The 26,155-nt window shown below is 70.2% G+C and carries 26 protein-coding genes and 1 pseudogene; 16 read left to right on the forward strand and 11 right to left on the reverse strand.

Annotated features, from left to right (window positions below; all coding sequences use genetic code 11):
• Nucleotides 1-150 precede the first annotated feature (150 nt).
• From tyrS to IE247_RS21385, 3 genes are all read right to left on the reverse strand, one after another.
• Nucleotides 151-1,413, reverse strand: coding sequence for a tyrosine--tRNA ligase (gene tyrS, locus IE247_RS21375; protein WP_190124817.1), 1,263 nt, complete (start codon nucleotides 1,411-1,413; stop codon nucleotides 151-153).
• Between the two features lie 65 nt (nucleotides 1,414-1,478).
• Nucleotides 1,479-2,870, reverse strand: coding sequence for a metallopeptidase TldD-related protein (locus IE247_RS21380; protein ID WP_190124818.1), 1,392 nt, complete (start codon nucleotides 2,868-2,870; stop codon nucleotides 1,479-1,481).
• The gene (locus tag IE247_RS21385) at nucleotides 2,867-4,390 is read right to left on the reverse strand and encodes a TldD/PmbA family protein (protein ID WP_190124819.1); all 1,524 of its coding nucleotides are present in this window, start codon (nucleotides 4,388-4,390) and stop codon (nucleotides 2,867-2,869) included. The genes IE247_RS21380 and IE247_RS21385 overlap by 4 nt, the downstream gene beginning before the upstream one ends.
• Before the next feature lie 328 nt (nucleotides 4,391-4,718).
• Between IE247_RS21385 and fabG the strand changes: the two genes are divergently transcribed.
• From fabG to IE247_RS21400, 3 genes are all read left to right on the forward strand, one after another.
• Entirely contained in the window at nucleotides 4,719-5,423 is a 705-nt protein-coding gene (fabG, locus tag IE247_RS21390; RefSeq protein WP_190124820.1) for a 3-oxoacyl-[acyl-carrier-protein] reductase, read from the forward strand.
• A gap of 5 nt (nucleotides 5,424-5,428) precedes the next feature.
• Complete coding sequence (gene fabI / locus IE247_RS21395; RefSeq protein WP_190124821.1) at nucleotides 5,429-6,199, forward strand: enoyl-ACP reductase FabI; 771 nt, start codon at nucleotides 5,429-5,431, stop codon at nucleotides 6,197-6,199.
• Nucleotides 6,200-6,409: 210 nt separating this feature from the next.
• The gene (locus tag IE247_RS21400) at nucleotides 6,410-6,751 is read left to right on the forward strand and encodes a hypothetical protein (protein WP_373305591.1); all 342 of its coding nucleotides are present in this window, start codon (nucleotides 6,410-6,412) and stop codon (nucleotides 6,749-6,751) included.
• 98 nt (nucleotides 6,752-6,849) lie between these two features.
• On the opposite strand, the pseudogene IE247_RS21405 reads toward IE247_RS21400, so the two are convergent.
• Nucleotides 6,850-7,509: pseudogene (locus IE247_RS21405) on the reverse strand (FadR/GntR family transcriptional regulator); the annotation flags it as partial.
• A 130-nt stretch (nucleotides 7,510-7,639) separates the two neighbouring features.
• Here IE247_RS21405 and IE247_RS21410 point away from each other — a divergent pair.
• The 4 genes from IE247_RS21410 to IE247_RS21420 all read left to right on the forward strand — a co-directional run bounded on the left by IE247_RS21410 (nucleotide 7,640) and on the right by IE247_RS21420 (nucleotide 10,149).
• Nucleotides 7,640-8,965: a CynX/NimT family MFS transporter gene (locus IE247_RS21410; RefSeq protein WP_229869255.1), complete on the forward strand. Its 1,326-nt coding sequence runs from the start codon at nucleotides 7,640-7,642 to the stop codon at nucleotides 8,963-8,965.
• Nucleotides 8,966-8,969: 4 nt separating this feature from the next.
• The gene (locus IE247_RS34785) at nucleotides 8,970-9,086 is read left to right on the forward strand and encodes an SGM_5486 family transporter-associated protein (RefSeq protein ID WP_268247224.1); all 117 of its coding nucleotides are present in this window, start codon (nucleotides 8,970-8,972) and stop codon (nucleotides 9,084-9,086) included.
• 171 nt (nucleotides 9,087-9,257) lie between these two features.
• Nucleotides 9,258-9,464 carry a hypothetical protein gene (locus tag IE247_RS21415; protein ID WP_190124825.1) on the forward strand — a complete coding sequence of 69 codons (207 nt, stop codon included), beginning with the start codon at nucleotides 9,258-9,260 and terminating at the stop codon, nucleotides 9,462-9,464.
• Between the two features lie 133 nt (nucleotides 9,465-9,597).
• Complete coding sequence (locus IE247_RS21420; protein WP_190124826.1) at nucleotides 9,598-10,149, forward strand: SixA phosphatase family protein; 552 nt, start codon at nucleotides 9,598-9,600, stop codon at nucleotides 10,147-10,149.
• A gap of 128 nt (nucleotides 10,150-10,277) precedes the next feature.
• Here the strand turns inward: IE247_RS21420 and serB are convergent, their stop codons facing one another.
• The gene (gene serB, locus IE247_RS21425) at nucleotides 10,278-11,495 is read right to left on the reverse strand and encodes a phosphoserine phosphatase SerB (protein WP_190124827.1); all 1,218 of its coding nucleotides are present in this window, start codon (nucleotides 11,493-11,495) and stop codon (nucleotides 10,278-10,280) included.
• Between the two features lie 257 nt (nucleotides 11,496-11,752).
• Between serB and IE247_RS21430 the strand changes: the two genes are divergently transcribed.
• Complete coding sequence (locus tag IE247_RS21430) at nucleotides 11,753-14,380, forward strand: ABC transporter ATP-binding protein/permease (protein ID WP_190124828.1); 2,628 nt, start codon at nucleotides 11,753-11,755, stop codon at nucleotides 14,378-14,380.
• A gap of 88 nt (nucleotides 14,381-14,468) precedes the next feature.
• On the opposite strand, the gene IE247_RS21435 is transcribed toward IE247_RS21430, so the two are convergent.
• Both IE247_RS21435 and IE247_RS21440 read right to left on the reverse strand, forming a co-directional pair.
• The gene (locus IE247_RS21435; RefSeq protein ID WP_190124829.1) at nucleotides 14,469-15,197 is read right to left on the reverse strand and encodes a transglycosylase SLT domain-containing protein; all 729 of its coding nucleotides are present in this window, start codon (nucleotides 15,195-15,197) and stop codon (nucleotides 14,469-14,471) included.
• Nucleotides 15,198-15,601: 404 nt separating this feature from the next.
• Nucleotides 15,602-16,297, reverse strand: coding sequence for an SDR family NAD(P)-dependent oxidoreductase (locus IE247_RS21440; RefSeq protein WP_190124830.1), 696 nt, complete (start codon nucleotides 16,295-16,297; stop codon nucleotides 15,602-15,604).
• A 217-nt stretch (nucleotides 16,298-16,514) separates the two neighbouring features.
• On the opposite strand from IE247_RS21440, the gene IE247_RS21445 reads away from it, so the two are divergent.
• From IE247_RS21445 to IE247_RS21455, 3 genes are all read left to right on the forward strand, one after another.
• A complete protein-coding gene (locus IE247_RS21445) occupies nucleotides 16,515-17,660 on the forward strand; it encodes a GAF domain-containing sensor histidine kinase (RefSeq protein WP_190124831.1) in 1,146 nt (381 codons plus the stop codon).
• Nucleotides 17,653-18,297, forward strand: coding sequence for a response regulator (locus IE247_RS21450; RefSeq protein WP_190124832.1), 645 nt, complete (start codon nucleotides 17,653-17,655; stop codon nucleotides 18,295-18,297). The genes IE247_RS21445 and IE247_RS21450 overlap by 8 nt, the downstream gene beginning before the upstream one ends.
• Before the next feature lie 162 nt (nucleotides 18,298-18,459).
• Entirely contained in the window at nucleotides 18,460-18,705 is a 246-nt protein-coding gene (locus IE247_RS21455; RefSeq protein ID WP_190124833.1) for a chaplin, read from the forward strand.
• A 69-nt stretch (nucleotides 18,706-18,774) separates the two neighbouring features.
• On the opposite strand, the gene IE247_RS21460 is transcribed toward IE247_RS21455, so the two are convergent.
• Nucleotides 18,775-19,569, reverse strand: coding sequence for an Rv1486c family protein (locus IE247_RS21460; RefSeq protein WP_190124834.1), 795 nt, complete (start codon nucleotides 19,567-19,569; stop codon nucleotides 18,775-18,777).
• Between the two features lie 147 nt (nucleotides 19,570-19,716).
• On the opposite strand from IE247_RS21460, the gene IE247_RS21465 reads away from it, so the two are divergent.
• From IE247_RS21465 to IE247_RS21480, 4 genes are all read left to right on the forward strand, one after another.
• Complete coding sequence (locus tag IE247_RS21465; RefSeq protein ID WP_190124835.1) at nucleotides 19,717-20,508, forward strand: ABC transporter ATP-binding protein; 792 nt, start codon at nucleotides 19,717-19,719, stop codon at nucleotides 20,506-20,508.
• A 93-nt stretch (nucleotides 20,509-20,601) separates the two neighbouring features.
• The gene (locus IE247_RS21470; protein ID WP_190124836.1) at nucleotides 20,602-21,030 is read left to right on the forward strand and encodes an NfeD family protein; all 429 of its coding nucleotides are present in this window, start codon (nucleotides 20,602-20,604) and stop codon (nucleotides 21,028-21,030) included.
• 141 nt (nucleotides 21,031-21,171) lie between these two features.
• Nucleotides 21,172-22,107, forward strand: coding sequence for an SPFH domain-containing protein (locus tag IE247_RS21475; protein ID WP_190124837.1), 936 nt, complete (start codon nucleotides 21,172-21,174; stop codon nucleotides 22,105-22,107).
• Between the two features lie 58 nt (nucleotides 22,108-22,165).
• Nucleotides 22,166-22,942 (forward strand): sulfite exporter TauE/SafE family protein, encoded by a 777-nt coding sequence (locus tag IE247_RS21480; protein WP_190124838.1) that lies wholly within the window; start codon nucleotides 22,166-22,168, stop codon nucleotides 22,940-22,942.
• 62 nt (nucleotides 22,943-23,004) lie between these two features.
• Here the strand turns inward: IE247_RS21480 and IE247_RS21485 are convergent, their stop codons facing one another.
• From IE247_RS21485 to IE247_RS21495, 3 genes are all read right to left on the reverse strand, one after another.
• Nucleotides 23,005-23,514, reverse strand: coding sequence for an HNH endonuclease (locus IE247_RS21485; RefSeq protein WP_190124839.1), 510 nt, complete (start codon nucleotides 23,512-23,514; stop codon nucleotides 23,005-23,007).
• A gap of 191 nt (nucleotides 23,515-23,705) precedes the next feature.
• Nucleotides 23,706-24,242, reverse strand: coding sequence for a YbhB/YbcL family Raf kinase inhibitor-like protein (locus IE247_RS21490; RefSeq protein ID WP_190124840.1), 537 nt, complete (start codon nucleotides 24,240-24,242; stop codon nucleotides 23,706-23,708).
• Nucleotides 24,243-24,310: 68 nt separating this feature from the next.
• Nucleotides 24,311-25,096 carry a sporulation protein gene (locus tag IE247_RS21495; RefSeq protein WP_190124841.1) on the reverse strand — a complete coding sequence of 262 codons (786 nt, stop codon included), beginning with the start codon at nucleotides 25,094-25,096 and terminating at the stop codon, nucleotides 24,311-24,313.
• Nucleotides 25,097-25,170: 74 nt separating this feature from the next.
• On the opposite strand from IE247_RS21495, the gene IE247_RS21500 reads away from it, so the two are divergent.
• Nucleotides 25,171-25,812: a DNA-3-methyladenine glycosylase gene (locus tag IE247_RS21500; protein ID WP_190124842.1), complete on the forward strand. Its 642-nt coding sequence runs from the start codon at nucleotides 25,171-25,173 to the stop codon at nucleotides 25,810-25,812.
• Nucleotides 25,813-26,155 lie beyond the last annotated feature (343 nt).

Below are 26,155 nucleotides of genomic sequence, written 5' to 3' on the forward strand. Positions count from 1 at the left end.
CCCCCACCCCACCCACACCGCGCGGCGCGGCGCCGGGGGGGGGGGCGCCTCCCCCCCGCCCGGCCGCCGTGCCATGCCCGGTCCGGGGAAGCCCGAACCGAACCGGATCGGGCTAGGGATCAGCCGGATCGGGCTCGGGGGCTCCCCGGCTCAGCCGATCTCGATCGCGGCGAGGTTCTTCTTGCCCCGGCGCAGCACCAGCCAGCGCCCGTGCAGCAGCTCCTCGGCCGCCGGAACCGCGTCCTCGGCCGTGACCTTGACGTTGTTCACGTAGGCCCCGCCCTCCTTCACGGTCCGCCGGCCCGCCGACTTGCTGGCCACCAGGCCGACCTCCACCAGCAGATCCACCACCGGGGCCAGCTCGGCGACCTTGGCGTGCGGCAGCTCTTCGAGCGCCGCCCGCAGCGTCGGCTCGGCCAGCTCGGCCAGCTCGCCCTGCCCGAACAGCGCCTTGGACGCGTACACCGCGGCCGCGCAGTCCTCGGAGCCGTGCACCAGCGTCGTCAGCTCCTCCGCCAGCGCCCGCTGGGCCGCCCGCGCCTGCGGACGCTCCTCGGTCAGCCGCTCCAGCTCCTCGATCTCCTCGCGGGACTTGAAGCTGAAGATCCGCAGGTACTTCGACACATCACGGTCGTCCGCGTTCAGCCAGAACTGGTAGAAGGCGTACGGAGTGGTCCGCTCGGCGTCCAGCCAGACCGTCCCGCTCTCCGTCTTGCCGAACTTGGTGCCGTCCGCCTTGGTGATCAGCGGAGTGGCCAGCGCGTGCACCCGGGCATCCGGCTCGGCCCGGTGGATCAGATCGGTGCCCCCGGTCAGATTGCCCCACTGGTCGCTGCCGCCGGTCTGGAGGACACAGCCGTACCGGCGGTACAGCTCCAGGTAGTCCATGCCCTGGAGGATCTGGTAGCTGAACTCGGTGTAGCTGATCCCCGCGTCGGAGTTCAGCCGCCGGGCCACCGCCTCCTTGGCGATCATCTTGTTGACCCGGAAGTACTTTCCGACGTCACGCAGGAAATCGATCGCCGAAAGCCCCGACGTCCAGTCCAGGTTGTTGACCATGGTCGCCGCGTACGGGCCCTCGAAGTCCAGGAACCGCTCGATCTGGCCCCGCAGCCGCTCGACCCAGGCCGCGACGGTCTCGGGCTCGTTCAGCGTGCGCTCGGAATTCGGCTTGGGGTCGCCGATCAGCCCCGTCGCGCCGCCGACCAGACCCAGCGGGCGGTTCCCCGCGAGCTGGATCCGGCGCATGGTGAGGATCTGCACCAGATTGCCCAGATGGAGACTGGGGGCGGTCGGGTCGAAGCCGCAATAGAACGTGAGGGGACCGTCCGCGAACGCCTTGCGCAATGCGTCCTCGTCAGTGGACTGGGCGATCAGCCCGCGCCACCGCAGCTCGTCGACGATGTCCGTCACGTCTCTCGTGTCTCCTCGGATGTGTTCTGCTGAATCGGGGAAAGCGCCTCTCGGCCCCTCCGAGGTTATACGCCCTGGCTGATCGAACTCATATTGAAATCGGGGACCCGCAGCGCGGGCATCGCGGCACGGGTGAACCAGTCGCCCCACTCACGGGGCAGCGTCTTCTCGGTACGGCCCGCCTCGGTGGCCCGGGAGAGCAGATCGACCGGCGACTCATTGAACCGGAAATTGTTCACCGCGCCGGTGACCTCGCCGTTCTCCACGAGATAGACCCCGTCCCGGGTCAGCCCGGTGAGCAGCAGCGTCGCCGGATCCACCTCCCGGATGTACCACAGACAGGTCAGCAGCAGCCCGCGCTCCGTCGCCGCGACCATCTCCTCCAGCGAACGCCCGCCCCCGCCGTCCAGGATCAGATTCCCGGCCCCCGGCGCGACCGGCAGCCCGGTCAGGGCCGCGCTGTGCCGCGTGGTCACCAGATGCTCCAGCCTGCCCTCGCGGATCCACTCCGTCCTCGACAGCGGCAGCCCGTTGTCGAAGACGGAGGCGTCGTCGCCGGAGGCGTGCGCGATCACGAACGGAGCGGACTGAAGCCCCGGCTCCGCCGGGTCGCTGCGCAGAGTCATCGGCAGCCGGGACAGCGTCTCCCCGACCCGGGTGCCGCCGCCCGGCCGCGAGAAGACCGTACGGCCCTCCACCGCGTCCCGGGCCGTGGACGACCACAGCTGGTAGATCAGCAGATCCGCCACCGCTGTGGGCGGCAGCAGCGTCTCGTACCGCCCGGCGGGCAGCTCGATCCGCCGCCGTGCCCACTCCAGCCGCCGCGCCAGCTCGGCGTCCAGCTCGCCCGGGTCCACATCGGTGAAGTCCCTGGTGGCGCGCCCGGCCCAGGCCGAGCGCGCGCCGTCCGGGGACTTCGCGTTCAGCTCCAGCGTCCCGTTCGGCTGGTCGTGGCGCAGCCGCAGCCCGGTGGAGGTGCCCAGATAGGTGGAGGTCGTCTCGTGGCTGGCGAAGCCGTACAGCTCCCGCTCCCCGGCCCGGGCCCGCGCGAAGGACTCGCCGAGCGCGGGCGCGAACTCCCCGAAGACCGCGGAGGAGGTCTCGGCCGGCGAATCCCGGAAGCCGGGGCTCTCCGCCACACCGGTGACCAGCGGCCGGGCGTCCTCGGCCGGCTCCGAGGCACGGGCGGCGGCCTCGGCGGCGCGCACCAGCGACTCAAGATCCGACACGGTGACGGCCGAGCGCGAGACCACCCCGGACGCGGTGCCCTCCGCGCCGTCGACCGTCGCGATGACGGTGAGGGTCCGGCCCCGGGTGACGCCGTTCGTGGTCAGCGCGTTCCGCGCCCACCGGAGATTGGCGGAGGAGTGCTCGTCGGCGATGACGACGCAGCCGTCGGCCGTCGAGAGTTCAAGGGCGCGCTCGACGATGTCGTACGGCTTGCTGGTGCGGCTCATCGACCGGCCTCCTGCGTCGTATTGAGGATGTTCACGCCCCGGAACAGGGCCGAGGGGCAGCCGTGGGAGACCGCCGCGACCTGGCCCGGCTGGGCCTTGCCGCAGTTGAAGGCACCGCCCAGGACATAGGTCTGCGGGCCGCCGACCTGCTCCATCGAGCCCCAGAACTCCGTCGTCGTCGCCTGGTACGCGACATCCCTGAGCTGCCCGGCCAGTCGGCCGTTCTCGATCCGGAAGAACCGCTGCCCGGTGAACTGGAAGTTGTAGCGCTGCATGTCGATCGACCACGAACGGTCGCCGACCACATAGATCCCGCGCTCCACCCCGCCGATCAGATCGTCGGTCGACAGCCCGCCGGGGGCCGGCTGGAGCGAGACGTTCGCCATCCGCTGCACCGGCACATGGCCGGGGGAGTCCGCGTACGCGCACCCGTTGGAACGCCCGAGCCCCGTCAGCCGGGCGATCCGCCGGTCCAGCTGATAGCCGACCAGGGTGCCGCCCTTCACCAGGTCCCAGGACTGCGCCTCGACGCCCTCGTCGTCGTACCCGACGGTGGCGAGCCCGTGCTCGGCGGTGCGGTCGCCGGTCACATTCATGGCGGAGGAGCCGTACGCCAGCTTCCCCAGCTTGTCGAAGGTGGCGAAGGAGGTCCCCGCGTACGCCGCCTCGTACCCCAGCGCCCGGTCCAGCTCGGTGGCGTGGCCGACCGACTCATGGATGGTGAGCCAGAGATTCGACGGATCCACGACCAGGTCGTACCGCCCGGCTTCCACGCTCGGGGCGCGCATCTTCTCCGCGAGCAGCTCCGGGATCCGCTCCAGCTCCGAGTCCCAGTCCCAGCCGGTGCCGGTCAGATACTCCCAGCCCCGGCCCGCCGGAGGCGCGATCGTGCGCATCGAGTCGAACTCGCCGGTCGTCTCGTCCACGGCCACCGCCGTGAGCTGGGGGTGGAGGCGCACCCGCTGCTGCGTGGTGACGGTGCCCGCGGTGTCCGCGTAGAACTTGTTCTCCTGAACGGTCAGCAGCGAGGCGTCCACATGGGCGACCCCGCCCGCCCCGAGCAGCTGCCCGCTCCACTGGGCGAGCAGCGCCGTCTTCTCCTCGTCGGGCACCTCGAACGGATTGATCCGGTACGAGGAGACCCAGGTCTTCTCCGAGTGCACCGGCTCGTCCGCCAGCTCCACCCGCTCGTCGGAGCCGGCCGCCGCGATCACCTTCGCCGACAGCTTCGCCATGGACACCGCGCGGCTCGCCACCTTCGCCGCCGCGTCCATGGTCATGTCCACCCCGGAGGCGAACCCCCAGGCCCCGCCGTGCACCACCCTGACCGCGTACCCCAGATCCGTGGTGTCCGAGGAGGCGGCCGGTTTGGCGTCCCGCAGCCGCCAGGACGCGCTGCGCACCCGCTCGAACCGGAAGTCGGCGTGCTCGGCCCCCAGGGCACGGGCCCGCGCGAGCGCCGCGTCGGCCAGGGCGCGCAAGGGCAGCGCGAGAAATGTCTGATCGATGTCATGGGGCACAGGTGCCCTCCCCTTCTCGGCCAAGGCCAACGCGACTCCTGAACCGGCAGTGAATCATGCGCCGCCGCACCCCGAAGGCACCCGGTCGCGCACTGTCGGTGACGGCGGACGCCGAGGAGGGGGAGCGGAGGGGAACGGGAGGGGGAGGGAAGAGGGGATCGGCAGCGAGCCGGACAGGGCGGTCGGGGCGGAAGGCGGCATACCGTGCGGGCTTTCTGTAGAGACCCGACAGGGAGTCGAGTGAGGCGCTGTCACGACCGATTCCCCGCGGGCGGGGCGGTACCGATAGTTTCGGGGGTACCACGACTGCTATCGAAAGGGTGATCCGTTGAGCCGCTCGGTTCTCGTCACCGGAGGAAACCGGGGCATCGGCCTCGCCATCGCCCGCGCGTTCGCCGACGCCGGTGACAAGGTCGCGATCACATACCGCTCGGGCGAGCCCCCCGAGGGCTTCCTGGCCGTCCGTTGCGACATCACCGACGGTGAGCAGGTGGAGCGGGCCTACAAGGAGATCGAGGAGAAGCACGGTCCCGTGGAGGTGCTCGTCGCCAACGCCGGCGTCACCAAGGACCAGTTGCTGATGCGGATGTCCGAGGAGGACTTCGTCTCGGTGCTTGACACCAACCTCACCGGCACCTTCCGCGTCGTCAAGCGCGCCAATCGCGCGATGCTCCGGGCGAAGAAGGGCCGGGTCGTCCTGATCTCCTCCGTCGTGGGGCTGCTCGGCTCCGCCGGACAGGCCAACTACGCCGCCTCCAAGGCCGGCCTGGTCGGCTTCGCCCGTTCCCTCGCCCGTGAACTCGGCTCGCGGAACATCACGTTCAACGTCGTCGCCCCCGGCTTCGTCGACACCGACATGACCAAGGCGCTCACCGAGGACCAGCGTGCGGGCATCGTCTCGCAGGTCCCGCTCGGGCGTTACGCGCAGCCGGAGGAGATCGCCGCCACGGTGCGCTTTCTCGCCTCCGACGACGCCTCGTACATCACTGGAGCCGTCATCCCCGTTGACGGCGGATTGGGCATGGGTCACTGATCACCATGAGTGGAATCCTCGCCGGCAAGCGCATTCTCGTCACAGGCGTCCTCACGGAGTCGTCCATCGCCTTCCACGCCGCCAAGGTGGCGCAGCAGGAGGGCGCGGAGGTCATCCTGACCGGTTTCGGCAGGCTGAGCCTGGTGGAGCGCATCGCCAAGCGGCTGCCCAAGACCCCGCCGGTCATCGAGCTGGACGTCACCAACCAGGAGCACCTGGACGGACTCGCGGACCGCATCCGTGAGCACGCCGGCGACGACAGCGGTCTCGACGGCATCGTGCACTCCATCGCCTTCGGGCCGCAGGGCGCGTTCAACTTCCTGGAGGGCGAGTGGGACGACGTCTCGACCGCCGTGCAGGTCTCCGCGTACTCCTACAAGTCGCTCACCATGGCCTGCCTGCCCCTGATGGAGCGCGGCGGCTCGGTCGTCGGTCTCACCTTCGACGCGCAGGTCGCCTGGCCGAAGTACGACTGGATGGGCGTCGCCAAGGCCGCCCTGGAGTCGACCAACCGCTACCTCGCGCGTGACCTGGGCCCCCGGGGCATCCGCTGCAACCTGATCTCGGCGGGCCCGCTCAAGTCCATGGCCGCCAAGTCCATCCCCGGCTTCGAGGACCTGGCGGACGTGTGGAACCACCGCGCGCCCATCGGCTGGGACCTGGCCGACCCGGAGCCCGCGGGCCGTGGCGTGGTCGGTCTGCTCTCCGACTTCTTCCCGCGTACGACGGGCGAGATCGTCCACGTGGACGGCGGCGTTCACATGATGGGCGCCTGAGCGACGCCTTCGCCCGGACCGGATTCGTTCCGTACGGCGCCGACGCCCCGTCCTCCGCAGTGCGCGGGGGGCGGGGCGTCGCCCGTTCGGCCCTTCGGGCGCGCGGCCGGCCGCCGCCGGGGCCAGGGTGGAGGGGCAACCCCCCCTTGTGGTGCAGCCGAGGCGCGATCGCGCCTCGGTACGGCCGAGGAGGTACTGCTCATGCGAATGATCCGGTGGACCCGGCGTTCAGCCCCCGTACTGGCCGCGGTGACGCTTCTGCTGTGGGCGACCCCCGAGGCGGTGTCCCTGGAACCGGGCCCGGAGCCGCGACGGTACGAGGCGGACTGCCGTACCGAGATCGACGGCTCCCGTGTCACCGCCCACTGCCACAATCCGTACCCGGGTACGGACCGGGTGCGGCTGCACATCGAGTGCGAGCGCTGGTGGGACATCGATGTGGACAGCGCGCCCGCCGAGGTCTATCCGGCGGGGTATGTGACGCTCACCGACCGCTGCTGGAAGGAGATCCGCGCGGTCTGGGTCACCCATCAGCCCCTGCCGTCCTCCTGATCCCGGTCCCGGTCCCGGTCCCGGTCCTGATCCCGGTCCTGATCCCGGTCCTGATCCCGGTCCCGGTCCCGGTCCTGCTCGGCCGGTTCCCCGGCTCCCAGACAGATGAAGGGGTAGCCGGCGGCCTCCGCCGCCGCTGCCTCCCCGTCGCCCGCGCGGATCGCCTCGACCAGCCGGCCGTGGTCCATGGGGCGCTCCGGGCGCGGGGCGGGCCCCACATCGTCGCGGAGCCAGTCGCGCAGCAGATCGCCCAGGTCCGCGTACAGCTCGCCGAGTACCTCATTGTGCGCGGCGGCCATCACCGCGAGGTGGAAGGTGGCGTCGGCGGCGACAAAGCGTTCCGTCTCGCCCGTGGCCCAGGCCTCCTCGCGGCGGGCGAGCAGGGTGTCCAGCTGGCGCAGATCGCGTTCCGTGCGGCGCTCGGCCGCCAGCCGCGCGGCCGAGGATTCCAGGGTGGAGCGCACCTCGGCGATGTGCCGGGGGCTCGCGTCGGCGAACCGCCGGTGCATCACCCCCGCCAGTTCGCTGGTCGCCAGAACATAGGTGCCGGAGCCCTGCCGGATGTCCAGCAGCCCGTTGTGGGCCAGGGCGCGGACCGCCTCACGCACGGTGTTACGGGCCACCCCCAGCCGCTCGACCAGTTCCGGTTCGGTGGGGATACGGGAGCCGACCGGCCACTCGCCGGAGGTGATCTGGTTCCGCAGCTGGGCGATCACCTGGTCGGTGAGCCCAGAGCGCCGGGGAGAGGTCAGGGTCATCGTGCTCCTTGGTGCTCGGTCGGTCGGTCGGTCGATCGGTCGCCGTCGCCGCTGCCGCCCGGGGTCCCGGCGTCCCGGCGAAAGAATAATGGTGCGTGACGGGACAGCCAATCATCCTATGATTGGTCCCATGTCTTCTGAGGCCAACCCCGACACGCGGATCGAGCAGACCGCCGCCAGGGCCCCCGCCCGGGTGGCCCCGGCCCCCGGGCCCGCCGCCGACGGGGGCGGTCGTACGGTCTGGTTCACCCGGCTGGTGATGATCGGGATCGTCCTCGCCGCGTTCAACCTCCGGCCCGCCATCACCAGCCTCGGCGCGCTTCTGGAGGAGGTCCGCACCGGACTCGGGATGAGCGGCACGGTCGCCGGACTGCTCACCTCCGTACCGGCTCTGTGCTTCGCCCTCTTCGGACTCGCCGCGCCCCGGCTGGCCCGGCGCTTCGGCCCCGGGGCGGTCGTCCTCGCGGGCATGATCGCCATCACGGCCGGACTGCTGATCCGGCCCTTCGCGGGCGGCACCGCCGGATTCCTCGCCGCCAGCGCGCTCGCCCTGATGGGCATCGCCGTCAGCAATGTCCTGATGCCGGTGATCGTCAAGCGGTACTTCCCCGACCGCGTCGGCTCGATGACCGGGCTCTACTCCATGGCCCTGGCCGTCGGCACCTCGGCCGCCGCCGCCGTCACCGTGCCCCTCACCCAGGCGCTCGGCGGCGGCTGGCGCGTCGGCCTCGGCTTCTGGGCGCTCCTCGCCGCCGTCGCCGTACTGCCCTGGCTGGCACTCGTCCGCGACCGGCGCGGCGGCGCGCTCCCCGCCCCCGCCTCCGCCCCCGCCCCGGCGGCCGGCGGGGGTGCGGACCGGCGCGCCCCGAGGATCACCCGCAGTCCCACCGCCTGGGCGCTCGCCTGCTTCTTCGGCCTCCAGGCCACCGGCGCGTACATCACCATGGGCTGGATGCCGCAGATCTTCCGCGACGCGGGAGTCCCGGCCGGGACCGCCGGTGTGCTGCTCGCGACGACGATGGTGATGGGCGTCCCCCTCGCCTTCGTCATCCCCCGGCTCGCCACCCGGCTGAGCAGCCAGGGCCCGATCGTCGTCGTCCTGGGAGCGTGCGGACTGACCGGGTACGCGGGCCTGCTCACCGCGCCCGCCGCCGGAGCCTGGGCCTGGGCGCTGCTGCTGGGCATCTCCAACTGCGCCTTCCCGCTCGCCCTCACCATGATCGGCCTGCGCTCCCGGACCCCCGCCGGAGTGGTGCGGCTCTCCGCGTTCGCCCAGTCCACCGGCTATCTGATCTCCATCCCCGGCCCGCTGCTGGTGGGAGCCCTCTATCAGCACAGCGGCGGCTGGGAACTGCCGATCACACTCATGGCGGGACTGCTCGTGCCGCAGATCGTCTTCGGTGTCCTGGCGGGAAGGGACCGGACGATCGAGGACGAGACCGGGATGCGAGACTGAGCGCATGCCAGTCCTTGACCCGAATCCGCAGAACGGCCAGAAGAAGCTCCTCCTCGTGTTCGGCACGATGATCGGAATCTTCGTGGTGATGGGCGTGATCGCCTCCATCGCCTCCCCCTGACCCGCTGAGCGAGGCCCCGGGCGGCCGATGGTGGTGCCAGCACCACCATCCCCTAGGGGGTCAGGTTCAGGGAGAAGTGGGTGGCTCACCGGATGGGCCCCCGCCGCTGTGATCCGTAGCGTTTGACACGCATCGAACGCGGACCCGAGATCACAGCTGACGGAGGCGACCATGGCGGTCCACCCGCCCACCCCTGCCCGTGCCGAGGGCCGAGCGGGAGCGGGGATCCGGCTCCCCTGGTGGGCGCTGACCCTTCCCGTGCTCGCCTTCGCCGCTCTTCTGGTCCTCATATCCGACCCGGCGCAGGCGCGTGAGGCCGGTGCCGAGCCCGCCATCGGCGTCTTCCTGGAGTATCTGACGCTGCTGCTGCTCCGCTGAGCCGTACCGGCGCACCGCCGTCGGCCGCTGTCTCTCCGGTCGTCCGCCTGTCGTCCGCCGGTGCGTTCACCTCGCGGACGGAGCCCGTCAACACCCCGCGCCCGCTGGCGCATTTCATGCGAAGCTGGGGTGCATGAGCGTCGTCACACCCTCCGGGGGGAAAGCCCCCGGATCTTCCGAATCCCGCAGGATCGTGCTTCTCCGACACGCCAAGGCCGACTGGTCGGACGAGTCCGACCACGACCGCCCGCTCGCCGACCGGGGGCGACACGACGCACCCGTCGCGGGCCGCAGGCTCGCCGAGACCGGCATCGTCTTCGATCTGGCCCTGTGTTCAACGGCCACCCGCACCCGCGAGACCTGGAAGCTCGCCGTGCACGAACTGCCGACGCGTCCGAGAACGGTCTATGAGGACCGGCTGTACGAAGCCTCCCTCGGCGAGATCATCGCACTGCTGAACGAGACCCCGGACGAGGTGAGCGATCTGCTGGTCATCGGCCACAACCCCGGAATGCACGCGCTCGCCGACGCCCTCGCCGGAGAGTCCGAGGGAGATCTGCTGCCCCGGATGAACCGCAGCGGCTTTCCGACCTCGGCATTCGCCGTCGTCCAGTTCAGCGGCTCGTGGAAGGGCCTGGAGCACGGCGTGGGCCGCCTCTCCGACTACTGGACGCCGCACGAGTGACGCACCCGGGTGACGCACCCGGGTGATCCGCGCGGGTGATCCCGTACGAGCGGGCGAGGAAGGGCCCCGGCGCACGTCCTGTGCGCCGGGGCCCTCCCCGTCCACTCGTGGGCTCTTCTCACCCGCGCTCAGTGCTCGGCGCCCTCGCCGTCCGCGGCCTCGACCTCTTCACGGGTGATGCCCAGCAGATAGAGCACGGTGTCCAGGAACGGCACATTCACCGCCGTGTGCGCCGCCTCCCGGACCAGGGGCTTCGCGTTGAACGCGACCCCGAGTCCCGCCGCGTTGAGCATGTCCAGATCGTTGGCCCCGTCGCCGATCGCCACCGTCTGGGCGAGCGGAACGCCTGCCTCCGACGCGAACCGGCGCAGCAGCCGCGCCTTGCCCGCGCGGTCGACGATCTCGCCGGTCACCCGGCCGGTGAGCTTCCCGTCGACTATCTCCAGCGTGTTCGCCGAGGCGAAGTCGAGCCCCAGCCGTTCCTTGAGGTCGTCGGTGACCTGGGTGAAGCCGCCGGAGACGACTCCCACCTGGAATCCGAGCCGCTTGAGGGTCCGGATCAGGGTCCGGGCCCCGGGGGTCAGCCGCACTTCGGCGCGGACCTTCTCCACCACCGAGGCGTCCAGCCCCGCGAGCAGCGCCACCCGGGCGTGCAGCGACTGCTCGAAGTCCAGCTCCCCGCGCATCGCGGCGGCCGTGACCCCGGCGACCTCCTCCTCGCACCCGGCGTGCGCGGCGAACAGCTCGATGACCTCGTCCTGGATGAGGGTGGAGTCCACATCCATCACCACCAGCCGCTGGGCGCGGCGGTGCAGCCCCGCCGACACGACGGCCACATCGACGCCGATCTCGGAGGACTGGGTGGCCAGCGCCGTGCGCAGCACCTCCGTCTCCGCGCCGGAGACCGCGAACTCGACAGCGGTCACGGGATACTTGGCGAGCCGGAAGATACGGTCGATATTGCCGCCGACGGAGGTGATCCTCGCCGTTATGGCCGCCGTGGCCTCCGCGGTGAGCGGGTGGCCGAGCACGGTGACATGGGAGCGGCCACTGCCGCGCGGCCGGTTGTCGCCGACCCCCGAGATGATCTCGGCCTGGAGCCCCAGGGCCTCGGCCCAGCTGTGCACGGTGGCCCTCAGCTCGCCCTCGTCCGCGCCGGCCGCGGTGGGCGCGGTGACCAGGGCGCACAGGACCAGCCGGCCCCGGGAGACGACCTGCTCGATGTCGACGACATCGACGGAGTAGGCGGCCAGGGTGTCGAAGAGCCCGGCGGTGAGCCCTGGACGGTCCTTCCCGAAGATCTTCACGAGAAGGGTGCGTACGTCGGAGTTCTGTGAAGCGCTCATGGTTCCCCCACCGTAACCGGCGAATGTCACGGCGAGACGCACCGTCCCGATGGGCGGACATCCCGGAACCGCGTCGGGGCGCGTGACCAGCGGCGGAAGCAAGGGGAGCGCACCGCTGGAGCCGGGCGGACACCCTGTGTCACACCACAGGCTCGTCCGGGCCGAGTAGCAGGTACGTAACCGAGCCTGAAATAGTTCCTCCCGATGTTCACCATCCCTAGACTCCCGGTGACGGGGGTATTCCGGGGGAACAAGTAGTGGGGCATGGAGTGCGGGAACTCGTACTGGAATTGAACGGAACGACATGGACGCTCGATCCGTCCGGTTCGTACACCCTGGGGCGCGATCCGCAGGGTGACATGGTGCTGGACGACGCCCGGGTCTCCTGGCGGCACGCCACCGTCAGCTGGGGCGGGCAGAGTTGGGCCATCGAGGACCACGGCAGCACCAACGGCACCTATGTCGGGGGGCGGCGGATCCACCGGGCGGACATCGGACCCGGCGTGACCGTCCGGCTGGGCAACGCCGTCGACGGCCCGCGGCTGAACCTGCCCGGCGGAGCCGCCCCGCAGGGTCACCACGACGCCGTACCGGGACAGCACGCCTTCCCGCAGCAGGCCCCGCAGCCGCAGCCGCAGTACCAGTACCAGCAGGTCCCGCACGCCGCCCACGCGCAGCCCACCCAGGCCCCGGCGCACGCCGCCCACGCGCGGTCCCCACAGGCCACAGCCCCCTACCAGGGATACCAGCAGGCCCCGCAGGCCCCCGGCACGGACGCCGCCCCCCAGCAGCGCCCCGGCCCCCGGCATGCGGCGGTGCCGGACCAGCGGCAGCAGCGGACGCCCCGGCAGGAAGCGCCCGCACCCGCCCCCGGAGACCGCGGCCCCACCACCTTCCACCAGCTCTCACTGGGCCGGGTCATGCGGATAGGCCGCGCCCTGGAGAACGAGCTGGTCGTCTCCGACCTCCAGGTCTCCCGGCACCACGCCGAGTTCACCGCGACCCCCGACGGCCGTTTCCAGATCAGCGATCTGGGCTCCCACAACGGCACCTATGTCAACGGCCAGCCGATCGCCAAGTCGGGCACCGTCGTCATCGGGGCCGACGACATCGTCGGCGTCGGCCACTCCGCCTTCCGCATCGTCGGCGACCGCCTTGAGGAATTCGTCGACACCGGAGAGATCTCCTTCTCCGCCCGCCACCTCACGGTCACCGTCGACGGCGGGAAGCAGATCCTGCGCGACGTCTCCTTCGGCGTGCCCGAGAAATCCCTCATCGGCGTCATAGGCCCCTCCGGATCCGGCAAGTCCACCCTCCTCAAGGCGCTCACCGGCTACCGGCCCGCCAACCAGGGCGACGTCCTCTACGACAACCGCAGCCTCTACAAGCAGTTCGCCGAGCTGCGCCAGCGCATCGGCCTGGTCCCGCAGGACGACATCCTGCACAAGGAGCTCACCGTCCGGAAGGCGCTGCGGTACGCGGCCAAACTCCGCTTTCCCGGCGACACCGCCGAGACCGAGCGCGAGGCCCGGATCGAGGAGGTCCTTCGCGAGCTGAAGCTCGACATCCACAAGGACAAGAAGGTCACCTCGCTCTCCGGCGGCCAGCGCAAGCGCGTCTCGGTCGCCCTGGAGCTGCTCACCAAGCCCTCGCTGATCTTCCTGGACGAGCCGACCTCCGGCCTCGACCCGGGCATGGACCGCGATGTGATGCAGCTGCTGCGCGGGCTGGCCGACGACGGCCGTACCGTCCTGGTGGTCACCCACTCCGTGGCCGAGCTCCAGCTCTGCGACAAACTGCTGGTCATGGCCCCCGGCGGCGCGGTCGCCTACTTCGGTCCCCCGGAGGAGGCACTCAATTTCTTCGGCTACACCACCTGGGCCGATGTCTTCTCCGCCTTCGAGAACTACCGCGACTACGACTGGTCCGGCCGCTGGCGCGGCTCACAGCACTACCAGATGTACGCGGCCGACATCGACGCCGTCGCGCCGCAGCCGGTGGCCGTGCCCCCGCAGCGGATACGCCCGCCGAAGCCGCAGAGCTGGGGTGCCCAGCTGTGGACCCTGATGCGCCGCTATGTCTCGGTCATCGCCTCCGACAAGGGCTTCCTGGGCCTGATGGTGATCCTGCCCGCCGTGCTGGGCCTGGTCAGCGTGGTCATCCCGGCCGACTTCGGCCTCGCCGCGCCCGACGACGGCAAGTCCCGCTTCAACGGCGACGCCGGCACGATCATGCTGATCCTCACGGTCGGCATGTGCTTCTCCGGGGCCGCCAACTCCGTACGAGAACTGATCAAGGAACGGGTGATCTACGAACGGGAGCGGGCCACCGGTCTCTCCCGCTCGGCGTATCTGATGTCGAAGGTGATCGTCCTCGGACTGATCACCGCCTTCCAGGGCGTCATCCTCTGCGGCATCGGCTTCGCGCCCCGCGCCCTCCCCGCCGAGGGCCTGATCATGCCCCCCGCCGTCGAACTGTGCCTGGTGGTCATCGCCCTCGGCTTCACCTCGATGATGTTCGGCCTGGTGATCTCCTCGCTGGTGCGCACCGCCGAGAAGACCATGCCGCTCCTGGTGATGTTCGCGATCGTCCAGGTCGTCTTCACCGGCATCCTCTTCAAGGTGTACGGATCGCTCGGTCTGGAGCAGTTCGCCTGGCTGATGCCCTCCCGCTGGGCCATCGCCGGCGTGGGGACCACCCTGGACCTCGGCGTGCTGATGCCCCCGTGGGACCCGAAGAACCCCGGCGACCTGGACCCGCTCTGGGAGCACTCGGCGGGGCAGTGGGGCCTCAATGTGACCGTGCTGCTCGCGATGGGCGTCATCTGCGGCGTCGTCGTCGCCCGGCTGCTGCGCCGCCACGAGCCCGAGGTCATGCGTAAATAGCCGTAGCGCGCACATGACGAAGGGCGGCATCCCCTGATCGAGGGGGTGCCGCCCTTGCGCGTCTGTGTGTCAGCGTCCTTCAGCGGGCTCAGTAAGCGCCGAAGACGTTGTCGATCGAGCCGTAACGGTCGGCGGCGTAGTTGGCCGCGGCCGTGATGTTGGCGACCGGGTGGTACAGGTCGAACGGGGTGCCCGGGACGTGGTAGGCGTTGAACGTCGGCTGGATGACCTGGAGCAGGCCCTTCGACGGCACGCCGTTGATGGCGTTGATGTCCCAGTTGTTGATGGCGAGCGGGTTGCCGCTGGACTCGCGCATGATGTTGCGGTGCAGCCCGTCGTACGTGCCCGGGATGCCGTGCTTCTTCATGATGGAGAGCGCCTCGCGGATCCAGCCGTCCAGGTTGTTCGGGTAGACGGCGGTACGGGCGGCCACGGTACGGGTGGCCACGGTCTCCTCGGTGGCGCGCTTCTCGGCGGCCTTCTCGGCGGCGGCCTTCTTGGCGGCGGCGTCGAGCTTCGCCTTCGCGTCGGCCTTGGCCTTCGCGTCGGCCTTCGCCTTGGAAGCGGCCTTCACCGCGTCGGCGACCTGTATCTCGATGGCCGACTTCTGGCTGTCGAGGTTCAGCGAGGCGGGCTTGCCGGCGGCCTGGGCCTGGAGCGCCACCGGGGAGGGCTCGGCGACGGCCTTGGTGTCGGCGGAGCCGTTCACGGGAACGAGGGTCAGGGTCACGGCTGCGGCACCTGCGGCGGCGATACCGGCGATCGAGACCTTGCGGGCCTTGGTCATACGGGTACTGCGAATGCGGGAAGCAGACATACAGACGTACCTCTTCGAATCGGGAAGTCGCTTCAGGCCGTGGAGGCGGCGCTGCGCTCCGAGCGGCGGCGACTGGGCAATTCTTAGCGGCAGCAAAATGGTCTGGCAAAGGTGTGACGTACTATCCCCGATAGTGGATCACGCTCTCGCCGAAATGCCCTTCCGATTACTCCACACCCGCTCACACGGCCTTTATCTCTCCACTAAAGAGGTTCGTAAGTGATGTGCGTCCTATGTGCGGGCTCACATCGGGCCCCCACTGATATCACAATGCGTTGCTTGAGCAATGCAATGTGTCAAGGTTGTCATCCGGAAGTACGAGAAGGGCCTACTCGGACTCATTCCAGAGGCAGAGAAAACCCCTCCCGCACCCCTCCCGCACCGCCGTCACACCCGCACCGCGGTCACACCCGGTCGAGCAGCGCGGGAGCCGCGTACCGCCCGCTCACCGGCCGCCGGTCCAGCAGCCGCAGAAAACCCGGAACCACAGACTCCGGCGTCGGGCGCACCTCACCGTCGGCCGGCACCGCCGCCTCGTACAGATCCGTGTCCATGTCCCCCGGATCCACCGCCCACACCCGCAGCCCCGGCTCCTCCACCGCCAGCACCGCCGCCAGCTGGTCCAGCGCCGCCTTCGAGGCCCCATAGCCTCCCCAGGTCTCGTACGCCTCCGCCGCCGCCTCCGAGCTGATCACGATCACCGTCCCGGCCCCCGACCCCCGCAGCAGCGGCAGCGCCTCCTGCACCAGACCCAGCGCGGCCACCACATTGGTCTCCAGCGCCGCCCGCAGCCCCGCCAGCGGCTGCGAGTCCAGCCGCACCAGCGGCTCCGCCCCCAGCACGCTCGCATTGCTCACCAGCAGATCCAGCCCGCCCAGCCCCTCCGCCGCCGCGACCAGCGCCGCCCGGTGCCCCGCGTCCGTGACATCGCCCGCCACCGCCACCACCCGCGTCCCGTGCCCGCGCAGCCCCTCCGCACTCCGCTCCAGCACCTCGGCGGTCCTGGCGCTCACCACCAGGTCCCAGCCCCGCCCCGCGAGCGCGGCCGCGAGCGCGCGCCCCAGCCCCTTGGAACCACCCGTGATCACCGCTACCGGCATGCCGTCCATTCCCCTCTGTACGGCCGGCGCGCTCCGTGCGGATCCCGCTGCGCCGCTCCCTCCGCGCCGACGAACCCCACGGTAGAAACGGAACCCGCCCCACCACCTCGTCCCCGGGACCCCACCCGGCACATCACTTGGACCTAGGACCTCAGTCCTGGGCCATGCCGTCCCCGGCCCGATACGGACTGTCACACCCCGCCGGTACGGTGAGGTCATGAGCCACCCACCCAGCTCCGGCCTCGCCGCCGTGAGCTCCGCACTCCTCGCGATGAGCAGACACCTGGAGGTGCGCGACGTACTCAAGACGATCGTCGCCTCCGCCCGCGAGCTGCTCGACGCGGAGTACGCGGCCCTCGGCGTCCCGGACGACCACGGCGGCTTCGCCCAGTTCGTCGTCTCCGGCGTCAGCGAGGCCCAGTGGAAGGCCATCGGCCCCCTGCCCCGCCAGCACGGCATCCTCGCCGCCATGCTCCGCGACGCCAGGACCGAGCGGCTCGCCGACGTCCGCGAGGACCCGCGCTTCGAGGGCTGGCCGGAAGCCCACCCCGACATGTCCGACTTCCTCGGACTGCCGATCAAGGACGGCGACGAGACCATCGGCGCCCTCTTCCTCGCCAACAAGCGCTGCTCCCGCCCCGAGAGCGGCTGCGCCTTCACCCAGGAGGACGAGGAACTCCTCTCCATCCTCGCCCAGCACGCCGCGATCGCCCTCACCAACGCCCGGCTGTACGAACGCAGCCGCGAGCTCACCATCGCCGAGGAGCGCTCGCGCCTCGCCCACGAACTCCACGACGCCGTCAGCCAGAAGCTCTTCTCGCTCCGGCTCACCGCCCAGGCCGCCGCCGCCCTGGTCGACCGCGACCCCGACCGCGCCAAGGGCGAGCTCCAGCAGGTCGCCGCCCTCGCCGCCGAAGCCGCCGACGAGCTGCGCGCCGCCGTCGTGGAGCTGCGCCCCGCCGCCCTCGACGAGGACGGCCTGATCAACACCCTCCGCACCCACATCCAGGTCCTCGACCGGGCCCACTCGGCCAAGGTCACCTTCGACACCTGCGGCACCAAGGCGCTGCCCGCCGCCCAGGAGGAGGCCGTCCTCCGAGTCGCCCAGGAGGCCCTGCACAACGCCCTGCGGCACTCCGGGGCCGACCGCGTCGACGTCGTCCTCGCCCGCCGGGGCCACGGCGCCGTCCTCAGCGTCACCGACAACGGCTCCGGGTTCGAACCCCGCACGGTCCGCCGGGCCGGCCGCCACCTGGGACTGGTCTCCATGCGGGACCGGGCCGGCGGCGTGGGCGGAAGCCTCACCGTGCATTCCGCGCCCGGCAAGGGCACCACGATCGAGATGGAGGTCCCCGGTGGATGACAAGGTGATCAGGGTGCTGCTCGTCGACGACCACCAGGTGGTCCGCCGGGGGCTGCGCACCTTCCTGGAGGTCCAGGGAGACATAGAGGTCGTCGGAGAGGCGGGCGACGGCGCCGAGGGGGTCGCCCGCGCCGAGGAGCTGAAGCCCGACGTCGTCCTGATGGACGTGAAGATGCCCGGCACCGACGGCATCGAGGCACTCCGCAAGCTGCGCGACCTCGCCAACCCGGCGAAGGTGCTGATCGTCACCAGCTTCACCGAACAGCGCACCGTGGTCCCCGCCCTGCGCGCCGGAGCCTCCGGCTACGTCTACAAGGACATCGACCCCGAGGCGCTCGCCGGGGCCATCCGCTCGGTCCACGCGGGCCATGTCCTCCTCCAGCCGGAGGTCGCCGGAGCCCTGCTCACCCAGGAGGACACCGGCGCGGGCTCGGGCCGCGGCGGGACCCTCACCGAGCGGGAGCGCGAGGTCCTCGGCCTGATCGCGGACGGCCGCTCCAACCGCGAGATCGCCCGCGCCCTCGTCCTCTCCGAGAAGACCGTCAAGACGCATGTCTCGAACATCCTGATGAAGCTCGACCTCGCCGACCGCACCCAGGCGGCGCTCTGGGCGGTACGTCACGGTCTGGCGGGGTGACCGGCGGGTCCGGCGAACGGCTTCACCCGAGTTCCCGTCCGGTCCGAGATTCATACTGTCGGGTGTATGTCACCCGCCCGGCGCACCCTGATCGCCGCGCAGGCGTTCTCCATGGCGTGCCGCGGCGACTAGCCGCGGCGAATGTCCAGGAGGATTGAAGAAGTGAAGAACCTGAAGAAGGCCGCCGCCCTCACCATGATCACCGGCACTCTCGTCGCCGCCGGCGCCGGCATGGCCTCCGCCAGCACGGGATCCCACGCCTTCGGCGAGGCCGTCGCCTCCCCGGGCGTCGCCTCGGGCAACCTGATCCAGGTCCCGGTCCACGTCCCGGTGAACGCGGTGGGCAACACGGTCAATGTGATCGGCCTCGTCAACCCCGCGTTCGGCAACCTCGGCATCAACGCCTGACACGCCTTCCCCCGGCGAGCCGACCGCACCCGTCTCGCCGGGGTCCCACCCCACCGCCCGCGCGGAGGCTCAGGCCTCCCGCTCCCGCTCCTCCACATACGCGTTGTACGCCGCCACCTGCGCCCGCCGCGCCACCCTCTCCACCGGCCGCAGCGCCTCCCCGCGCGCCGCGATCTCCGACGCGCTCACCGCGCCGCCGTGCCCGCTCTCCCGCGCCGCCGACACCAGCAGCCCCACCCGCTGAGCCAGCTCCAGCACCCGCACCGCACGCGGCGGATACCCCGGAGCCAGTGCCTCCCGGCCCCGCTCGGCCCGCGCCCGGTACGCGTCCACCGCCGCCTCCGCGACCGGACCCGAAGCCGCGACATCCAGCCGCGACAGCACCAGGGTCGCCTCCCGCAGCGCCTCCGCCAGCTCCCGCTCCGCCTCCCCGAGCGAGGGCACATCGGCCGGCGGGGCCTCGCGCACCGGCAGACAGTGCCAGACGACCTCCACATGGACGTCCTCCGCTCCGGGCCCGCCGCCCGCCTCGCGGACCTCCGGCACCAGCCCGTACGCCGCCCCGTGCCCGACGACGGCCTCCGCCGCCTCCAGCGCCCGCGCGTTGAACTCCGCGGGCCCGCTGAGCCCCAGCGGATGACCGGGCACGGGCAGCGCCACCCGCCAGCCGGTCACCCCGAGCCTCCGCAGCCGCCCCAGCGCCAGCGTGAGCCCGACCGGCCCCGCCTCACCGGGCAGCCCCTCCACACGGTGCACCGAGTCGTCCCCGACGATCGCGCTCGCGGCGTCGTCGGGTGATGCGACTCCGGCCAGCAGGGCGTTCCCCCATGCGGCCAGCCGTCCTGATCGTGGTTCCGAAATCATGTCCCCAGCCTAAGGATCAACTCCAAGGAACGGACCGGTGGACGGGGTCACCCGACCGGTGGCGTAGGTTTTCCCTGAAGGCTGTGCCCACAGGCACACAAGGCCTCCACACACCTCAAGACGATTGCATGGGGAGACAACGCGCTCATGAGCGAAGTACTGGAGCTGGTGGACGTATCCGTGGTCCGCGACGGACGCGCTCTGGTGGACGACGTCTCCTGGTCGGTCAAGGAAGGGGAGCGCTGGATCATCCTCGGCCCCAACGGCGCCGGCAAGACGACCCTCCTCAACCTCGCCTCCAGCTATCTCTACCCGAGCACGGGCACGGTCAAGATCCTCGACGAGCGCCTCGGCGGCGTCGACGTCTTCGAGCTCCGCCCCCGCATCGGCATGGCCGGCATCGCCATGGCGGAGAAGCTCCCCAAGCGCCAGACCGTGCTCCAGACGGTGCTGACCGCCGCGTACGGCATGACCGCCACCTGGCACGAGAACTACGACCCGGTGGACGAGGAGCGCGCCCGCGCCTTCCTCGACCGGCTCGGCATGACCGACTACCTGGACCGCAGGTTCGGCACCCTCTCCGAGGGCGAGCGCAAGCGCACCCTGATCGCCCGCGCGATGATGACCGACCCGGAGCTGCTGCTGCTGGACGAGCCCGCCGCGGGACTCGACCTCGGCGGCCGCGAGGACCTGGTGCGCCGGCTCGGCCGGCTGGCCCGGGACCCGTACGCCCCCTCCATGATCATGGTCACTCACCATGTCGAGGAGATCGCGCCGGGCTTCACCCACGTTCTGATGATCCGTCAGGGCAAGGTGCTGGCCGCGGGACCCGTGGAGATGGAACTGACCTCCCGCAACCTCTCCCTCTGCTTCGGCCTCCCGCTGGTGGTCGAGCGCGTCGGCGACCGCTGGACCGCCCGAGGCCTCCCGCTTGGCTGAAAAACGTCAGGAATGACCGGGACGGGGCTTCCTCCCACCGCCGACTGTCCACACCCCCTGTCCTGACCCGACCGGCGGACCTACCATGACCATGTGGAAATCGACGCATGGGTGTGGTGGCTGATCGCCGCGGTCGGACTGGCCATTCCGCTGGTCCTCACCGCGATGCCCGAGTTCGGCATGCTGTCGGCGGGGGCGGTCGCCGGTGCCGTCGTCGCCGCCCTGGGCGGGGGAGTGGTCGCCCAGGTCCTCGTCTTCGCCGCCGTCTCCGTCGCTCTGATCGTGGTCGTCCGGTCGATAGCGGGACGCCAGCGGGCCGGGCGTCCCCAATTCACCAGCGGAGTGGATGCCCTGAAAGGCCGTCAGGCCGTCGTGGTGGAACGCGTCGACGGAACGGGCGGCCGCATCAAGCTCGCCGGGGAGATCTGGTCCGCCCGCGCGCTCGACGCCGACATAATCTTCGAGGCGGGCCGACAGGTCGACGTCGTGGAGATCGACGGCGCCACCGCGATCGTCATGTGACCGGCCCGCCGCCGAGCCGACCGTCCTCATCCGAGCCAAACTGCCGAACGGGCCGCATACAAGCCCGCGGTCTGGGAAACTCGATCATCAGATTCATCCCGCCATCAGAGACATCCGGCAGCGAAGGGCACAGGGAAACCGATGCAACCGATCATCATCGTCCTGATCATTCTGGTGGTGCTGGTCTTCATCGCCCTGATCAAGACGATCCAGGTCATCCCGCAGGCCAGCGCCGCCATCGTCGAACGCTTCGGGCGCTACACCCGCACCCTGAACGCGGGACTCAACATCGTCGTCCCGTTCATCGACTCCATCCGCAACCGCATCGACCTGCGTGAGCAGGTCGTCCCCTTCCCGCCCCAGCCGGTGATCACCCAGGACAACCTGGTCGTCAACATCGACACCGTCATCTACTACCAGGTGACCGACGCCCGGGCCGCCACCTACGAAGTCGCCAGCTACATCCAGGCGATCGAGCAGCTCACCGTCACCACCCTCCGCAACATCATCGGCGGCATGGACCTGGAGCGGACCCTGACCTCCCGCGAGGAGATCAACGCGGCCCTGCGCGGAGTCCTCGACGAGGCCACCGGCAAGTGGGGCATCCGCGTCAACCGCGTCGAGCTCAAGGCGATCGAGCCGCCGACCTCCATCCAGGACTCGATGGAGAAGCAGATGCGCGCCGACCGGGACAAGCGCGCCGCGATCCTCACCGCCGAAGGCATCCGCCAGTCGCAGATCCTCACCGCCGAGGGCGAGAAGCAGTCCGCCATCCTCCGCGCCGAGGGCGAGGCCAAGGCGGCCGCGCTCCGCGCCGAGGGCGAGGCCCAGGCCATCCGTACCGTCTTCGAGTCCATCCACGCCGGAGACCCCGACCAGAAGCTGCTCTCCTACCAGTACCTCCAGATGCTTCCCAAGATCGCCGAAGGCGACGCCAACAAGCTCTGGATCGTGCCCAGCGAGATCGGCGACGCCCTCAAGGGCCTCTCCGGAGCCTTCGGCAACCTCGGCAGCGGGATGTCCGGCTTCAACACCGGAACCGAGCGCGAGCGCCGCGAAGAGCCCCCGCTCGACTGACCCCGACCCACTTCCGGCATGATCGGTGCACTCGGCACCGATCATGGAGGGGCACACTGTGACCATCTGGGAGATGCTCGCCGTCTTCGTCGCGGGCATCAGCGCCGGTGCCATCAACGCGGTCGTCGGCTCCGGAACCCTGATCACCTTCCCGGTGCTCCTCGCCACCGGAGTGGCCCCGGTCACCGCCACCGTCTCCAACGCCCTCGGCCTGGTCTCCGGAGCGATCAGCGCGGCGATCGGCTACCGCGCCGAACTCGCCGGCCAGCGCCGCAGGGTCATCCGGCTCAGCATCGTCGCCGCGATCGGCGGCATCACCGGGGCCGCACTGCTGCTGACGCTCCCCTCGACCGCGTTCGAGACGATCGTTCCCATCCTCGTCGCGCTCGCCCTCGTACTGGTGATCCTCCAGCCCCGGATCGCCCGCGCGGTCCAGCGCCGCCGCGAACTCAAGGGCGAGCCCGAGCACCCCGACGGCGGAGTGCTCCTGATGGTGGGACTCCTCCTCGCCAGCGTCTACGGCGGCTACTTCACCGCCGCTCAGGGAGTCCTCTACGTCGCCCTCATGGGCATGCTGATCAACGACAGCCTGCAACGCATCAACGCCGTCAAGAATGTCCTCGCGGCCGTCGTCAACAGCATCGCCGCGATCTTCTTCCTCTTCGTCGCCGAGATCGACTGGACCGCCGTCCTGCTGATCGCGATCGGCTCCGCCATCGGCGGCCAGCTCGGCGCCGCCTACGGCCGCAAGCTCCCGCCGACCGCGCTGCGCGCGCTCATCGTCGCCGTCGGCACGATCGCGATCGTCCAGCTGCTGATCCGCCGCTTCGGCTGACGCACCGGAGCCCGCCTCCGTCGACCTGCGGAAACGGGCTCCCCTCCGAAGACGACTACTCCCTAGGCCGCCGACCGCGAGGCCAGCCAGGCGGGCAGCTCGGCCCGCTCACCGGACCGCATCCCGAGGAGCATCGCGTCGGCCGGCGAGGGTATGAACGGATCGTGCAGCAGCGGCATCCCCGCCTGCTCCGGCGTACGGTCCGCTTTGCGGTGATTGTCCTCCGCGCAGGAGGCAACCGTATTGAGCCAGCTGTCCGCACCCCCGCGCGAGCGCGGCACCACATGGTCCACCGTCGTCGCGCGCCTGCCGCAGTACGCGCACCGGTGTTGGTCCCGGACCAGGACACCCCGTCTCGACCACGGTGCCTGTCTTCGGAACGGCACCCGGACATATCGGCAGAGCCTGATCACCCGGGGCACGGGGAGTTCGACCGCCGCCGCGCGCATCCGGAGCCCGGGGTGGGCCTGCTCGACCACGGCCTTGTCCTGGAGCACCAGAACCACCGCTCGATGGAGCGTCACCGTCGACAACGGCTCGAAGCTCGCATTCAGTACCAGGGTGTCCCGCATCCCGACCGCCTCCGTTCGCCGGCCCGCCCCCTGGCGGGCTTGGATCAACTCTGGCCGGGCGAGCCGGGATGGACAACGCAATATCCGTGCCGCCCGGACCCCGTGAAGGACCGGCGACAAAAAAACTGCCCTGCTCTGATCTCTCCAAGACCAGAGCAGGGCAAACAAAGGGCGAACGGCGCCCGGCGGGTTCAGCTCTCCGCCGGACCCTCGTACTCACCGATCAACTGAGCGCGTCCGAGGGTGTGGAACCGCAGATTGAAGCCCACCACGGCGGGCGAGACATCCGCGTCCGGCCCCAGCTTCTCGCTGTCCACCGCGTACACGGTGAACACATAGCGATGGTTCTCCCCGGCGGGCGGCGCGGCTCCGCCGAAGTCCTTCGTCCCGTAGTCGTTGCGGACCTGGACCACCCCCTTGGGCAGCCCCTCGAACGAGCCGCTGCCCGCGCCGGCGGGCAGCTCCGTCACCGAGAGCGGGATGTCGAAGAGCACCCAGTGCCAGAACCCGCTGCCGGTGGGCGCGTCCGGATCGAAGCAGGTCACCGCGAAGCTCTTGGTCCCGGCCGGGTACCCCTCCCACCGCAGCTGCGGAGAGAGATTGCCCGCCGAGTGGACCTGAGCGTCGCTCAGCACCGCTCCCGGCGCGAGGTCCTCGCTCACCACGGAGAACGAGGGCACCTCGGGATGGAAATCGTGTGGCAGCGGCGCTCTCTTCAACTCGGCCACGTTCTGAACCTCCGGTTCGCTGCTGTTCCTCTTCAGTCTTCTGCCGGACCCGACACTAGATCCGTCGACTAGAACCAGTTGCGTCGGCCGCCGACATCGGCGAGCCACTGGTTGAGGTAGGCGGCCCAGTCGGTCGACCGGTAGTCGTGGTGGCCGACCGTGAAGGACTTGTAGGAGTCGCTGCCCTCACCGAACAGGCCCGGCTTCTTGTCCATCTCCAGGACGACGTCCATCTCGCGCTGGTCGGAGATGAAGGTCAGCTCGACCTGCTTCAGCCCGCGGTACTGCTCCGGCGGGTAGAACTCGATCTCCTGGTAGAAGGGCAGGTCCTGACGGGTGCCCCGGATGCGGCCGCGCTCCAGGTCCGCGCTCTTGAAGCGGAAACCGAGCTGGTCGAAGGCGTCCAGGATCGCCTGCTGGGCCGGCAGCGGGTGCACATTGATCGGGTCCAGGTCGCCCGGGTCCACCGCGCGGGCGATCTCCAGATTGGTGTACAGCCCGATGTTCACCCCGCGCAGCGACTGCCCGCCGATGCTGTTGACCGGGGTCTCCCAGGGGATCTCCAGCCCGAACGGCACCACATGCACCGCTCCGGCCTTCACCTCGAAGGCGCCACTGCCGACCTGCTGCTTCAGGAAGGTGACGGTCTCCGTGACCTCCTGGTCGTCGACCTCGGCCTCGACCTTGGCCCGCAGTCCAACAGTGATCGACTCGATCCGCTGGTCGACCTTTCCGCCCTCGATGCGCACCTCGCCCTGGACGACACCGCCCGGAACGACGTTCTCCTCGGAGAGCACCGTATCCACCGATGCGCCACCGGCACCGAGGCTTGCGAGCAGCTTCTTGAACGCCATGTCCACTCCTTCTCTGTCCTGCTCCGTACATACGCTCCACGGAGGCCCCCGGTTCCCCGGTAGCCTCGGGCGCCATGATCGAGGACTCCGACCGTACGCCGTTGCCCCGGGCCTTCTTCGACCGCCCTGTACTGGAGATCGCTCCGGAACTCCTGGGCCACACCCTCATACGCCGTACTGACGAGGGCCCCATCGAACTGCGCATCACCGAGGTGGAGGCGTACGCGGGCGACCTGGACCCCGGATCCCATGCGTACCGGGGCAAGACCGCCCGGAACGCGGTGATGTTCGGTCCGCCCGGACACGCCTATGTCTACTTCACCTACGGGATGTGGCACTGCCTGAACGTCGTGTGCGGGCCGGAGGGCCGGGCGAGCGGAGTCCTGCTGCGGGCCGGCGAGATCCTGGTGGGCGCGGACCTGGCCCGCAAACGTCGACTCTCGGCCCGGAATGACAGAGAACTGGCCAAAGGGCCCGCCCGCCTGGCCACCGCCCTCGATGTCGACCGCGCTCTGAACGGCGCCGACCTCTGCGCGGACGCCCTGGCTCCCCTCTCTCTTATGGAGGGCAGCGCCCTCCACCCTGACCAGGTGTGCAGCGGACCCCGCACAGGGGTGGGCGGGGACGGGGCCCATCAGCCCTGGCGCTACTGGATCGACGGCGACCCGACGGTCAGCCCCTACCGGGCCCACACGCCGCGCCGCCGGGCAACTTGACTCGATCATGCGAGCCGCCTAACGTAGCCCGAGCCGCTTGAGACGGGCCCTGCTGTTCAGCAACCCCAAGTGGCCACCCATTACTGAAGATGAACCCCAAACGGGTGTGGTTTCGGCATGCCGGAATCCATTTGGAAGACTCGATTATGAGTCGCAGAGGGAATCAGCTAAAGTAGTGAACACGCCGAAAGGCAAAAGGCCGTTCCAACTGGCCGCTGGATCTGAAAATCCAAACCGGAAACGGAATGGGAAAAGGATCTGGTAGAGTTGGAAACGCAAGACCGAAGGGAAAGCCCGGAGGGCCTGGTGAAAAGGGCCTGAAGGAAGCGTCCGTTCCTTGAGA

Source organism: Streptomyces inusitatus (genome assembly GCF_014651115.1).
Classification (GTDB): Bacteria; Actinomycetota; Actinomycetes; order Streptomycetales; family Streptomycetaceae; genus Streptomyces; species Streptomyces amakusaensis.

Bases quoted from the DNA above. Each gene is read 5' to 3' on its own strand.
- IE247_RS21495 (WP_190124841.1), bottom strand. From the start codon at position 25,096: ATGGCGTTCAAGAAGCTGCTCGCAAGCCTCGGTGCCGGTGGCGCATCG.
- IE247_RS21485 (WP_190124839.1), bottom strand. From the start codon at position 23,514: ATGCGGGACACCCTGGTACTGAATGCGAGCTTCGAGCCGTTGTCGACG.
- IE247_RS21440 (WP_190124830.1), bottom strand. From the start codon at position 16,297: ATGCCGGTAGCGGTGATCACGGGTGGTTCCAAGGGGCTGGGGCGCGCG.
- IE247_RS21415 (WP_190124825.1), top strand. From the start codon at position 9,258: ATGGCGGTCCACCCGCCCACCCCTGCCCGTGCCGAGGGCCGAGCGGGA.
- serB (WP_190124827.1), bottom strand. From the start codon at position 11,495: ATGAGCGCTTCACAGAACTCCGACGTACGCACCCTTCTCGTGAAGATC.
- IE247_RS21380 (WP_190124818.1), bottom strand. From the start codon at position 2,870: ATGAGCCGCACCAGCAAGCCGTACGACATCGTCGAGCGCGCCCTTGAA.
- IE247_RS21465 (WP_190124835.1), top strand. From the start codon at position 19,717: ATGAGCGAAGTACTGGAGCTGGTGGACGTATCCGTGGTCCGCGACGGA.
- IE247_RS21410 (WP_229869255.1), top strand. From the start codon at position 7,640: ATGTCTTCTGAGGCCAACCCCGACACGCGGATCGAGCAGACCGCCGCC.
- IE247_RS21420 (WP_190124826.1), top strand. From the start codon at position 9,598: ATGAGCGTCGTCACACCCTCCGGGGGGAAAGCCCCCGGATCTTCCGAA.
- IE247_RS21460 (WP_190124834.1), bottom strand. From the start codon at position 19,569: ATGATTTCGGAACCACGATCAGGACGGCTGGCCGCATGGGGGAACGCC.
- IE247_RS21445 (WP_190124831.1), top strand. From the start codon at position 16,515: ATGAGCCACCCACCCAGCTCCGGCCTCGCCGCCGTGAGCTCCGCACTC.
- fabI (WP_190124821.1), top strand. From the start codon at position 5,429: ATGAGTGGAATCCTCGCCGGCAAGCGCATTCTCGTCACAGGCGTCCTC.
- IE247_RS21435 (WP_190124829.1), bottom strand. From the start codon at position 15,197: ATGTCTGCTTCCCGCATTCGCAGTACCCGTATGACCAAGGCCCGCAAG.
- IE247_RS34785 (WP_268247224.1), top strand. From the start codon at position 8,970: ATGCCAGTCCTTGACCCGAATCCGCAGAACGGCCAGAAGAAGCTCCTC.
- IE247_RS21475 (WP_190124837.1), top strand. From the start codon at position 21,172: ATGCAACCGATCATCATCGTCCTGATCATTCTGGTGGTGCTGGTCTTC.
- IE247_RS21500 (WP_190124842.1), top strand. From the start codon at position 25,171: ATGATCGAGGACTCCGACCGTACGCCGTTGCCCCGGGCCTTCTTCGAC.